Origin of the sequence: Shewanella scandinavica (assembly GCF_031932065.1) — a bacterium.
In the GTDB taxonomy this organism is placed as follows: Bacteria; Pseudomonadota; Gammaproteobacteria; order Enterobacterales; family Shewanellaceae; genus Shewanella; species Shewanella baltica.
Window position 1 is genome coordinate 27,963 of the sequence record NZ_JAUOES010000017.1, and the last position, 12,398, is coordinate 40,360.

Here is a 12,398-nt window from a genome sequence, read left to right on the forward strand (position 1 = left end):
AGAAAGATCCAAGTCACACATTAGCAAAGGCCTTGGAGATTTTAAGGTCATGTTAGGTTAGCCTTTCCTTGGGGAATTCTATTTCCAGCATCCACTTAAGTCGCTTCTAGTGACCAAAAACACAGACATAGAATCTGTTGGCTCTAGAACACAGCGTTTAAGCAATGCCAAACCTATGCAGGGAAAAAAATGATGAACGCACAAACAACTAAAATCGCACTGCTGTTAGCAGCAAGTGCAGTCACTATGGCCTTAACTGGCTGTGGTGGCAGCGATGGTAATGATGGTAATCCCGGTGAACCTGGTGGCGAACCTGCTCCAGCGATTCAAACCCTTAATTTCACGTTTGATAAATCTGTCATCACTAACGGTGTACCGAGTGTTGAGTTTACCGTCACTAACGAAGATGATTTACCCGTCGTTGGTCTCCAAAAAATGCGCTTCGCCGCAGCACAGTTGATCCCACAAGGGGCCACAGGTGCCGGTAATGCCTCGCAATGGCAATACTTTGGTGATGAAACCTGTGATGTGGCAGCAACATGCCCAGGGACTTTTGTTGACCAGAAAAACGGTCACTACAGCTATACCTTCAACATGAACCTGACCGCTAACGCTAAAATCACCTACAACGATCAGTTAGCTCAACGGGTGTTAATCCGCGCTTATAACACGCCGTTACCCGATGGTACTCAAGTCCCTAACAGTAACGCCTTTGTCGACTTTACGGCCGATACCGGTGCAGCACCGACATACAGCCGCAAAATTGTTGCCACTGAAAGCTGTAATACCTGTCACCAAGATTTAGCCAATGTGAAACACGGCGGCGCGTACTCAGATGTTAACTACTGTGCAACTTGCCACACAGCAGGCAAAGTTGGCGTAGGTAAAGAGTTCAATGTTCTCGTTCACGCTAAACACAAAGACCTGACCTTAGGTTCATTGGAAAGCTGCCAAAGCTGTCATGCTGCAAACGATGCCGCGCCAGATTGGGGTAATTGGTCACGTATTCCAACTGCCGCTACCTGTGGAAGCTGTCATAGCACAGTGGACTTCGCCGCAGGTAAAGGCCATTCACAACAGCTAGATAACTCAAACTGTATCGCCTGTCATAACAGCGACTGGACTGCCGAGCTACACACAGGCAAGACTGCTGACAAGAAAGCCGTTATCGCTCAGTTAGGTATGCAAGCGACTCTCGTGGGTCAAACTGATGATACTGCGGTATTAACCGTCTCTATCTTAGACAAAGACGGTAACGCGATTGATGCGGCAACGGTTCAAGACAAGATTAAACGTTTAGAAACTGTCACTAACGTTGGCCCTAACTTCCCAATTATGGGTTACAACAAGAGCCCTGGTAGTGGTGCTGCGAAAATTGCTAAAGACTTAGTCAAAGATGGCGCACTACAAGCTGGTGTGACCTTAGTTGACGGCAAACTGGTTTTCACGACACCTGCCCTGCCTTTCGGTGCTGGCGATACAGATACGGCCTTTACCTTTATCGGTCTGGAAATGTGTAGCACTGGTACTAGCTTAACGGCATGTACCGTTGATAGCGCAACCACCAGTATGAAAGCTGAGCTCGCCTTTGGTACTAAATCAGGCAACGCCCCAAGCATGCGCCATGTTAACTCAGTTAACTTCAGCACCTGTCAAGGCTGTCACAGCGATACCTTTGAAATCCACAAAGGCCACCATTCAGGTTTTGTGATGACAGAGCAAGTATCACACGCAAAAGATGCGAACGGTAAAGCGATCGTCGGTGTTGATGGTTGTGTCGCGTGTCATACACCTGATGGTACTTATGCCTCTGGTGCTAACAAAGGCGCATTCGAGATGAAACTGCACGTGATCCACGGCGAGCAAGGTGTCATCAAAGAATGTACCCAATGTCACAACGATTTCAACCTAGATGCATTCAAAGTGAAAGGCGCGCTGGCAACATCAGCAGGTAAATACACCACGCCAATCACAGCCACTTGTACTTCATGCCACGCGCCAGAATCCATTGGCCACGGCTTAGAAAACATGGGCGCGATTGTGAACGGTGATTATGTTCAAGCTAACCAAGCGGCGCAGTCAGAAACCTGTTTCTACTGTCACAAACCCACACCAACAGATCACACTCAGGTGAAAATGTAATTTGCCCAAGCAGGGGGAGCTCGCTCCCCCTTTCTTGAATTTTGTTGGGACAAATTGGGAAGCCTATTATGAAGAACAGCTTAAAAATGAAAAACCTACTGCCGGCACTTGTCATCACCATGGCAATGTCAGCAGTCATGTCTTTATGCATTGCACCAAACGCTTATGCGTCGAAGTGGGATGCGAAAATGACGCCAGAGCAAGTCGAAGCCACCTTAGATAAGAAGTTTGCCGAAGGCAACTACTCCCCTAAAGGTGCCGATTCTTGTTTGATGTGCCATAAAAAATCTGAAAAAGTGATGGACCTGTTCAAAGGTGTCCACGGCGCCATTGATTCATCAAAAAGCCCAATGGCTGGCCTGCAATGTGAAGCCTGTCATGGTCCTTTAGGTCAACACAATAAAGGCGGCAACGAGCCGATGATCACTTTCGGTAAGCAATCGACCTTAAGTGCTGAAAAACAAAACAGCGTCTGTATGAGTTGTCACCAAGATGATAAACGTGTGTCTTGGAACGGCAGTCACCATGACAATGCCGATGTCGCTTGTGCCTCTTGCCACCAAGTGCATGTGGCAAAAGATCCTGTGTTATCAAAAAACACTGAAATGGAAGTCTGTACTAGCTGCCACACTAAGCAAAAAGCAGACATGAACAAACGCTCAAGCCACCCATTAAAATGGGCTCAAATGACCTGTAGCGATTGTCATAATCCCCATGGGAGCATGACAGATTCCGATCTGAACAAGCCGAGCATTAACGAAACCTGTTACTCCTGCCACGCCGAAAAACGCGGCCCCAAACTGTGGGAACATGCACCCGTCACTGAGAACTGTGTCACTTGCCACAATCCTCACGGCAGCGTGAATGATGCCATGTTGAAAACCCGCGCACCGCAGCTGTGTCAGCAATGTCACGCCAGCGATGGCCATGCCAGCAATGCTTACTTAGGTAACACTGGTTTAGGTTCAAACGTCGGTGACAATGCCTTCACGGGTGGAAGAAGCTGTTTAAATTGCCACAGTCAGGTTCATGGTTCAAACCATCCATCTGGCAAGCTATTACAGCGCTAAGGAGACGAGAAAATGAAATTTAAACTCAATTTGATCACTCTTGCGTTACTGGCAAACACAGGTTTTGCGATAGCGGCCGATGGGTATGGCTTAGCCAATGCCAATACCGAAAAAGTCAAAATGTCCGCATGGAGCTGTAAAGGCTGCGTCGTTGAAACAGGCACATCGGGCACTGTGGGTGTCGGCGTAGGTTATAACAGTGAAGAGGACATTCGCTCGGCGAATGCCTTTGGGACTTCAAACGAAGTCGCAGGGAAATTGGATGCTGATGTCACCTTTCGCGGTGAAAAAGGCTATCGTGCCAGCGTTGAAGCCTATCAACTGGGCATGGATGGCGGCCGCTTAGAGGTGAATGCCGGCAAACAAGGCCAGTACAATGTCAATGTGAACTATCGCCAGATTGCCACTTACAACAGCAACAGTGCCTTAACGCCCTACTCGGGTATGGGCAGCGATAATTTAACGCTGCCAGACAACTGGGTGACGGCGGGTTCAAGCAGCCAAATGCCATTACTGATGGACAGCCTGAACTCCTTAGAACTGTCGCTCAAACGTGAGCGCACAGGGCTAGGTTTTGATTATCAAGGTGAATCGCTGTGGAGCACACATGTGAGCTACATGCGTGAAGAAAAAACCGGCTTGAAAAAAGCATCTGGTGGATTCTTTAACCAATCTATGATGTTAGCCGAGCCTGTCGATTACACCACGGACTCCATTGAAGCGGGTATCAAGCTTAAAGGCGACAACTGGTTCACCGCACTTAACTACAATGGCTCGATTTTTAAGAACGAGTACAACCAGTTAAATTTTGACAGTGCGTTTAATCCAACCTTTGGCGCGCAAACCACGGGCACTATCGCCCTAGACCCAGACAATCAGTCACACACAGTATCGTTAATGGGCCAATACAACGACAGTACCAATGTGCTATCGGCTCGCTTGCTTACCGGACAAATGAGTCAAGACCAAGCGTTAGTGACTTCAGGTTATGGTTATCAAGTGCCAACTGAAGCCCTTGATGCCAAGGTCGACCTTATCGGTTTGAACTTAAAAGTGGTCAGCAAAGTCACCAACTCACTGCGCTTAAGTGGTAGCTACGACTATAACGACCGCGATAACAATACGCAGATTGAAGAGTGGACCCAAGTCAGCATCAACAATGTCAACGGTAAGGTGGCCTATAACACCCCTTACGATAACACTAGTCAACGCTTCAAAGTGGCGGCGGATTATCGTATTACCCGCGGCATGAAACTCGATGGCGGCTATGACTTCAGACGTGACGAACGTAATTATCAAGACCGTGAAACCACGGATGAGAACACGGTTTGGGCGCGTTTCAGAGTCAACAGCTTCGAGACTTGGGATATGTGGGTTAAGGGCAGTTACGGTCAACGTGACGGCTCTGAATATCAAGCCTCTGAATGGACATCGTCTGAAACCAACAGCCTGTTGCGTAAGTACAATCTGGCGAACCGTGACAGAACCCAAGTGGAAGCACGAGTCACTCACTCGCCTATCGAAAGCCTGACCATAGATTTCGGTGCCCGTTATGCATTAGATGACTACACAGATACTGTCATCGGTTTAACTGAGTCAAAAGACACCAGTTATGATGCCAACATCAGCTACATGATCACCGATGATTTACTGGCGAACGCCTTCTATAACTATCAAATCATTGAATCTGAACAGGCGGGAAGCAGCAACTACAGCACCCCAACCTGGACAGGCTTCATTGAAGATAAAGTCGATGTTGTTGGCGCTGGCATTAGCTACAACAACTTACTTGAGAACAAGTTACGCATGGGACTGGATTACACCTATTCAGACTCCAACAGTAACACCCAAGTTAGACAAGGTATCACAGGCGACTACGGCGATTATTTTGCCAAAGTGCACAACATTAACTTATATGCTCAATATCAAGCCACCGAGAAAATGGCGCTGCGCTTCGATTATAAAATTGAGAACTATAAGGACAATGACGCTGCCAATGATATCGCCGTCAATGGGATCTGGAACGTCGTAGGTTTTGGTGATAATAGCCATGACTACACAGCGCAGATGATCATGTTAAGCATGAGCTACAAGATCTAATCCTCAACGATAGACAATCCAAAAGCCCGCATCTTGCGGGCTTTTGTTTAACCGCAGCAGTCACATCCAAAGTCACATGCAAAATCATTACATCGGCACAGATAAAAGTAAAAATCTTGAATAAGATCAGACTCTGGCGCAAAAGTCCGCCCATAAAAACCTTATTCCTTGAGTTTTAGCTCACTTTAGCGGATCTTAATTCAATCTTTTGGTTAATCCTCTGAGCACATGCGTATTTATTCTCCCCTCTGCCAACCTAAGTGGTTGTCATCGCTTCCCGCCCTACTGGGACTGAGTCTATTGCCCTTACCCGCCTTGGCGTTCGACCCCTCGGGCGGCACCGCCAGCCTGTTTATCATTCTCGGCCTCGGCGGCTTTACCTTGATCAATTTATTTTTACAGGGTTTGTTCTTTTTTGCGGGTCAGTATCGCAGCGCCGCCTTTGCCAAACGCCATGTATTAAGCGCATTAATCGTACCGCTGATTGCCGTCGCGTTAGCCATATATGATCACAGAGGTTGGAGTGATTTCGCCCTGAACTTAGGCATTATTTGTGTGGCGATTGGACTGATATTATTGCCGCTACAATTGTGTCAAATCGATAAGCCCAGCAATCGCAATGCCGATTGGATCATCAGCCTAGGGGCATTATTCATCCTCGCCTTGAGCTATGTGATTGCCCCATTAGCCTTCTTTACCCTTGTGCTGGCCCATATCTGTTTGGCTTCAAGCCCAAGTCGAGTGCCTAAACTATTAAGTTATATAAGCTTGCTGTTTGGCTACGGTCTTTTTGGCTACTGGCTATATCAAACGGCGATGATGTTCCAATCCTGATTGAAAATGAATGAGCGACGATTAATGAACAACGATGAATAAGCAACGATGAATGAGCGATGACATTTACAATTAACCACGGGCACTGACCACTGACTAAGAAAAATTTTGACTAAAACACATTGCACTAACGCGCCGGCGTCATCGCTACTAAGCGAAACGGTATCGCAGCCCAGTTCTGCATCAATGACAGCACTGCTGACAAAAATTAACGCCTGTACTTTATGTCAGGCTGATTTACCCTTAGCGCCCAAGCCGATATTGCAGGCCAGTAGCCAAGCGCGGATTTTGATTGCCGGCCAAGCTCCGGGCGTGAAAACGCACCATAAAGGCATCCCATTTGACGATGCCAGCGGTGAACGGCTGCGCACTTGGTTGAATGTCACCCGTGAGCAATTTTACGACCCTGCCCTTTTTGCCATTGTCCCTATGGGATTTTGTTTTCCGGGCAGTATCGAAATAAACGGTAAAAAGCAGGGTGATAAACCACCGCGCCCAGAATGCGCCGCCACTTGGCATCAAGCCTTACTTGCGTTAATGCCACAAATTAAGCTAATCGTGATCCTCGGCCAATATGCCATCGATTATCATCTACCGCGTGAATCGTCCGTGGGCATAAATCTCACTTCACCGCTCAGCAAGGTCCAAACAACCAGCACGAATGTATCGTCCAGCACCAAAGCAAAAACCATCCCCAAACTGAAACCTATCACAGTGACCCAAGCGTGCGCGCAGTGGCAGCAATATTGGCCTAAATATTTTGTCTTACCTCACCCGAGCCCACGCAATAATCTCTGGCTTAAGCAGCATCCTGAGTTTGAACGCGATATGCTACCCAGATTAAGAATGCGTATTGCATCCCTGTTAAACCTTCAACCACTCTAGGCACTCATATGTATCTGCTTGATTCTGCCATCGCTAAACAAATTGTGAGTCGCACGATGAAAATCATTGGCCACAATATCAATGTGATGAATGGTCAGGGCGTGATCTTAGGTTCAGGCGATCCCAAACGTATTGGCTCGACCCACGAAGGCGCGCTGCTGGCCATTGCCCAAAATCGCAATGTGGAGATAAGCCAAGAAGTGGCCTCTGGGTTACATGGCGTTAAACCTGGCATTAATTTACCCTTGCATTATCAAGGACAAATCATAGGTGTTGTCGGCATTACTGGCGATCCAAGTGAGCTCACCCATTACGGCGAGTTACTTAAAATGACCGCCGAAATGATTGTCGAACAAGCCAACCTGCAGGATAAATTGCAGTGGGAAAATCGCCAGCGTGAAGAATTTATTCTACAACTGATCAAAGCTGAAACCGATGATGCACAGTTGCACCGCTGGGCAAAACAGTTAGAAATTGATATCAGCCTGCCAAGAGTCGCGGCCATTATTGAGATCAGCGAGAAACACACCCAAAAACAACATTTAAAGACCGACGCCAACTCATCGGCCTTGTACTTAGCAGAAGCTTCCACTCAGTCCGCCGATGAACGCAGCCCCAGAGTCAGTGAAACCCTCAAGCAAGTGCTGCATCTATTGCAATACCCTGACCGAGGCAACTTGATTGCCATGACCTCAATGTCGCAATTGGTGATCCTAAAGCCCGCTTTTTTAGATGGTAAACAATGGGATCCTGAGCTTGAAAATCAACGCATCGACAAGCTGTTACAACGCTTACCCGCCCAAATGGATTTAAACTTTAAAATTGCCTTGGGTCATTTTTTCCCTGAAAAAGGCGGTATAGCGCGCTCCTATCAAACCGCGCATGAAACCTTAGCCCTAGGTAAACAGCGCAATGCAGAGGGCAATAAATACCTGTTCGAAGATTATTCCCTGCAAGTACTACTAGCGGGACTTAAACATGACTGGCGCGGTCAGGCACTAGCGTCACCCTATCAGCAACTCGCCAAGGCCGATAAAAACGGCCAGTTACGCAAAACCTTAGCCGCCTATATCACCCACTTTGGTGATGCACAGCAATGTGCGAATGCGCTGTATATACACCGCAACACACTTAGATATCGCCTCGATAAAATTCAGCAAATCACCCAAGCCGATATTCAATCCCTGCATGGATTATTGAGCCTGTATCTTGGACAACTGCTTGATACTTCGGCAACCCCAAGATAACGGGTGTTATTTCCTACGTCATTGAGTCAATAAAGCATTTATTAACAGAACGATTGAAAGATTTATACCGTATCCCCTTTCCTATAGTTTCTAATAACAATCTCGCGTCGACATGTCGAACGCTCGACCCAGACCATTGAAAGGAATTGCAATGACCCCATTCAAATTGACTTTACTCGCCAAAGCCTGCCTCATCACAGGCTTAGCGCTAACTTCACCGACATTAGTCGCAGCAGAAAAAACCATTCCAGAGCTGGTTGATGCCGTCAATGGCACGCCCGATACAGCAAGTCGCGAGGCGGGTAAAAAGGTTAAACTGCGTAATCACACGAAAGGATTTTGCACCTCAGGCACTTTTAAACCGGATCCGCAATTACAACAAACACTGGCGATTCCGTTTTTTAATCAAGATGCCATTAAAGTCACTGCCCGTTTTTCCCTTGGTGGCACGAATCCACAGATCTCCGATAAAACCGCTGGGCGCTTTATGTCACTCAAAATAGATGGCGATAAAGAAAACCTTAACTTTGTTACCACTAACGTCCCCGTTTTCTTCGCCAGTAATCTAGAAGACTTTTTTACCTTTCAGACCAAAGTGAAACAAGGCGCAGAAGGTAAACAGTGGCTTATCGACAATCAACCCAGCGCTAAAGCCTTTTTCGACTATGTCAAACAGCTGCCTCCCAGCCCTAGTTTTGCCAACAGCCGCTACTATGGCGTGAATAGTTTCCTGTTTAGCCCCCAAAAAGGTGGCGCTCAGCAAGGTGAAACGGTTGCGGGAAAGTGGATTTTTGAACCTGTCGCGGGCACAGCTGCGCTATCAGCCAGCGAACTTGCTAATCTGGGTGACGATTTTTTAAAGGCGGAATTTCTCGCGCGCATTAAAACCCAGCCGGCACAATGGAACCTCTATATTCAACTGGCTGAAACGGGCGATGAGATTAATGACCCTACCGTGATTTGGCCTGAGACTCGCCAGCGCTTGTTGGTCGGCCAAGTGGTGATTAACGGTGAGCGAGATAGCGATCCCCAAGTGCAACAGTGCGATAAAGGCATTTTCAACCCGCTGTTATTACCTAAGGGCATTGCCGCATCTGCCGATCCTATACTCAATGCCCGCACCGCTGCCTATGTAGAATCTTTTATTCGTCGCCAATAAAACGACGAGTTAAGCCAAGTTCCTCCTACTTAAGGTTGGCAAATAGCCCTATTTGCCAACCCTTATCGACAAAACGCCTCCTCTTACATTCGAATTCACCTAAGCTTTTTTGTGCATGAGCACAAAAATGGCGAAACATAACGCGGTAATTCCGTGGATTTAGCCAAAGCTATTCAAGCATGCCTGCACAATAATAGGATGATCTTAAAATAGGATAACCTTAAAGCAGCCCTCATTTGGACTCAGACCCAAATAAGCACTGCGCCCTACAATATAAGTCAAAAAAACTTACTCAAAAACTTCAGCCAAGAACTGAACGGGACATAATATGAACTTAGTGCTTATTCTTATCGGCGTGATTGCATTTATTGTTATCGCGACCTCAAAATTTAAACTCCACCCCTTTTTAACCTTAATTCTGGCCGCCTTTATCGCGGCGTTCGCCTATGGCTTACCGAGCGGAGAAATCGCTAAAACCATCACTACAGGTTTTGGCGGTATCTTAGGTTATATCGGCCTTGTGATCGTCTTGGGGACTATCATAGGTATTATTCTAGAAAAAAGCGGCGCCGCCATTACCATGGCTGATGTGGTGATCAAGGTATTAGGTAAACGCTTCCCGACATTAACTATGTCGGTCATCGGCTATCTAGTGTCTATTCCAGTCTTTTGTGACTCGGGCTTTGTGATCTTGAACTCGCTAAAACAATCGATGGCCAACCGCATGAAGGTCTCTAGCGTCTCCATGAGCGTTGCCTTAGCCACGGGTCTGTATGCCACTCACACCTTTGTACCGCCAACACCGGGGCCTATCGCCGCCGCGGGTAACTTAGGCTTAGAGTCGAACTTGGGCTTAGTGATTGGCGTGGGTCTCTTTGTGGCCGCCGTAGCCGCATTAGCAGGCATGTTATGGGCGAACCGTTTTGCCGATGTTGAACCAGATGGTGAAGGCGCAGAGGAGCTTAAAGCGGAAGCGAGCGACTATGAAACCCTGAAAAAAAGCTATGGCACACTGCCCAGCCCATTAAAAGCCTTCGCGCCAATTTTTGTGCCTATCGTATTAATTTGTTTAGGTTCTATCGCTAATTTCCCTTCAGCGCCTTTAGGTAAAGCAGGGTTATTTGACGCGCTAGTGTTCCTCGGTCAACCCGTTAACGCTCTGATGATTGGCCTATTCTTATCCCTGTCGTTATTAAAGGGTGAGAATAAGATCAGTGAATTTAGCGAGCGCATCAGCCAAGGGTTAGTCACAGCCGCGCCGATTATTTTAATCACAGGTGCGGGCGGTGCCTTTGGTGCTGTCTTAAAAGCCACGCCTATCGGTGACTTTTTAGGCACATCATTGTCGGCACTCGGTATCGGTATCTTTATGCCGTTCATCGTCGCCGCGGCGCTTAAATCGGCGCAGGGTTCATCGACAGTGGCGTTAGTCGCAACCTCAGCACTGGTTGCGCCTATGCTCGGTGATATCGGCCTTGGCAGCGACATGGGCCGCGTATTAACGGTAATGGCGATTGGTGCCGGTGCAATGACGGTTTCCCACGCTAATGACAGCTTCTTCTGGGTCGTCACCCAATTTAGCCGCATGAGTGTGAAACAAGCTTACAAAGCACAAACCATGGCAACCCTTATTCAAGGTGTCACCGCTATGTTGACTGTGTATGTGCTCAGCTTAGTCTTGCTCTAATAGTGAGTTAACCTTGATTCAAGCTTGTCCCTTTAGCTGTAGGATTTTTAATGAAAATAGTTATCGCCCCCGACTCATTTAAAGAAAGCTTAAGCGCACTCGAAGTGGCCAACGCCATCGAACAAGGCTTAAGACAAGTGATACCCGACTGCGACATAGTCAAAATTCCCGTTGCCGATGGCGGCGAAGGCACAGTGCAATCTATGGTCGATGCCACGGGCGGCAGTATTGTCAACCTAGAGGTCATGGGCCCACTGGGGCATAGGGTGCAAGCGCACTATGGCATTCTTGGTAATTTATCAAATAGTGACTCGAATAATGACTTGGATAGTCGCTCTAATCATGGCTCTGCAACGGTTCCAAATACTGGCGCGATTGCCGTGATTGAAATGGCCTCGGCCTCTGGTCTGCACCATGTGCCAAGGGAGCAACGTAATCCGCTGATCACCACCAGTTATGGGACGGGCGAGCTGATTTGTGATGCGCTTAATCGGGGGATAAAGCACATCATTTTAGGTCTAGGCGGCAGTGCCACCAACGATGGCGGCGCGGGTATGGCCCAAGCGCTGGACATTTTATTGCTCGATAGCCAAGGTAAAACCTTGCCTTCTGGCGGCGCGGCGCTAGCGAACCTTGCCCAAATCGATGTCTCGAACGCTCATCCGCTGTTACGTGAGTGCAGCTTCGAAGTCGCCTGCGATGTTGACAATCCACTGTGCGGTGAGCGTGGTGCCTCGGCAATTTTTGGTCCGCAAAAAGGCGCAACGCCTGCGATGGTTAAGCAGCTCGATACGGCGCTATCCCATTATGCCGATGTAATTGCCCGCAATGGCATGACAGATCACCGTGAACATGCGGGAGCAGGCGCTGCGGGCGGCATGGGCCTTGGCGTGATGGCTTTTTTAAGTGCCGAGCTTAAACCTGGAGTTGAAATTGTGATGCAAACCGTTGGCCTTGCTGACAAAATCCGTGGCGCCGATTTAGTGATCACAGGTGAAGGCCGCATCGACGGTCAAACCGTGTTTGGAAAAACCCCGATGGGCGTGTTAAAGCAAGCCCAACTGCAGGGCATTCCCACTATCGGTATCGCGGGCTGTCTGGGTGACAACGCCAATGCCATATTGGAACACGGTATGGCGGCTATCTTCCCTATCATTCCGCACTTAAGTCCGCTCGATGATGTACTGGCCAATGCCAAGCTAAACCTTTGCAATACCGCCCGAAATATCGGCGCAGTACTCATGTTGGGTCAGCGCTAATTTTTAGGGCTAACA

At 48.0% G+C, this 12,398-nt stretch carries 9 protein-coding genes; all 9 read left to right on the forward strand.

Going from position 1 to position 12,398, the window contains the following annotated elements; all coding sequences use genetic code 11:
* Positions 1 to 189 precede the first annotated feature (189 nt).
* The 9 genes from Q4Q50_RS14730 (at position 190) to Q4Q50_RS14770 (ending at position 12,383) form a co-directional block, all read left to right on the forward strand.
* The gene (locus Q4Q50_RS14730; RefSeq protein ID WP_311899947.1) at positions 190 to 2,142 is read left to right on the forward strand and encodes a multiheme c-type cytochrome; all 1,953 of its coding nucleotides are present in this window, start codon (positions 190 to 192) and stop codon (positions 2,140 to 2,142) included.
* Positions 2,143 to 2,210: 68 nt separating this feature from the next.
* Positions 2,211 to 3,212: a decaheme c-type cytochrome MtrA gene (mtrA, locus tag Q4Q50_RS14735; protein ID WP_006081107.1), complete on the forward strand. Its 1,002-nt coding sequence runs from the start codon at positions 2,211 to 2,213 to the stop codon at positions 3,210 to 3,212.
* A 12-nt stretch (positions 3,213 to 3,224) separates the two neighbouring features.
* Positions 3,225 to 5,312 (forward strand): MtrB/PioB family decaheme-associated outer membrane protein, encoded by a 2,088-nt coding sequence (locus Q4Q50_RS14740; RefSeq protein ID WP_311899950.1) that lies wholly within the window; start codon positions 3,225 to 3,227, stop codon positions 5,310 to 5,312.
* Positions 5,313 to 5,540: 228 nt separating this feature from the next.
* The gene (locus tag Q4Q50_RS14745; protein ID WP_311899952.1) at positions 5,541 to 6,146 is read left to right on the forward strand and encodes a hypothetical protein; all 606 of its coding nucleotides are present in this window, start codon (positions 5,541 to 5,543) and stop codon (positions 6,144 to 6,146) included.
* Positions 6,147 to 6,332: 186 nt separating this feature from the next.
* Complete coding sequence (locus tag Q4Q50_RS14750) at positions 6,333 to 7,031, forward strand: uracil-DNA glycosylase family protein (protein WP_311899998.1); 699 nt, start codon at positions 6,333 to 6,335, stop codon at positions 7,029 to 7,031.
* Positions 7,032 to 7,039: 8 nt separating this feature from the next.
* Complete coding sequence (locus tag Q4Q50_RS14755) at positions 7,040 to 8,278, forward strand: sugar diacid recognition domain-containing protein (protein WP_311899954.1); 1,239 nt, start codon at positions 7,040 to 7,042, stop codon at positions 8,276 to 8,278.
* Between the two features lie 151 nt (positions 8,279 to 8,429).
* A complete protein-coding gene (locus Q4Q50_RS14760; protein ID WP_311899955.1) occupies positions 8,430 to 9,437 on the forward strand; it encodes a catalase family peroxidase in 1,008 nt (335 codons plus the stop codon).
* 328 nt (positions 9,438 to 9,765) lie between these two features.
* Positions 9,766 to 11,124, forward strand: coding sequence for a GntP family permease (locus tag Q4Q50_RS14765; protein WP_311899956.1), 1,359 nt, complete (start codon positions 9,766 to 9,768; stop codon positions 11,122 to 11,124).
* A gap of 50 nt (positions 11,125 to 11,174) precedes the next feature.
* A complete protein-coding gene (locus Q4Q50_RS14770; protein WP_311899958.1) occupies positions 11,175 to 12,383 on the forward strand; it encodes a glycerate kinase in 1,209 nt (402 codons plus the stop codon).
* Positions 12,384 to 12,398 lie beyond the last annotated feature (15 nt).

Excerpts from the sequence above, each read along its gene's own strand:
- Q4Q50_RS14745 (WP_311899952.1), top strand. The coding sequence starts at position 5,541 with ATGCGTATTTATTCTCCCCTCTGCCAACCTAAGTGGTTGTCATCGCTT.
- Q4Q50_RS14740 (WP_311899950.1), top strand. The coding sequence starts at position 3,225 with ATGAAATTTAAACTCAATTTGATCACTCTTGCGTTACTGGCAAACACA.
- Q4Q50_RS14750 (WP_311899998.1), top strand. The coding sequence starts at position 6,333 with ATGACAGCACTGCTGACAAAAATTAACGCCTGTACTTTATGTCAGGCT.
- Q4Q50_RS14770 (WP_311899958.1), top strand. The coding sequence starts at position 11,175 with ATGAAAATAGTTATCGCCCCCGACTCATTTAAAGAAAGCTTAAGCGCA.
- mtrA (WP_006081107.1), top strand. The coding sequence starts at position 2,211 with ATGAAGAACAGCTTAAAAATGAAAAACCTACTGCCGGCACTTGTCATC.
- Q4Q50_RS14730 (WP_311899947.1), top strand. The coding sequence starts at position 190 with ATGATGAACGCACAAACAACTAAAATCGCACTGCTGTTAGCAGCAAGT.
- Q4Q50_RS14765 (WP_311899956.1), top strand. The coding sequence starts at position 9,766 with ATGAACTTAGTGCTTATTCTTATCGGCGTGATTGCATTTATTGTTATC.
- Q4Q50_RS14755 (WP_311899954.1), top strand. The coding sequence starts at position 7,040 with ATGTATCTGCTTGATTCTGCCATCGCTAAACAAATTGTGAGTCGCACG.
- Q4Q50_RS14760 (WP_311899955.1), top strand. The coding sequence starts at position 8,430 with ATGACCCCATTCAAATTGACTTTACTCGCCAAAGCCTGCCTCATCACA.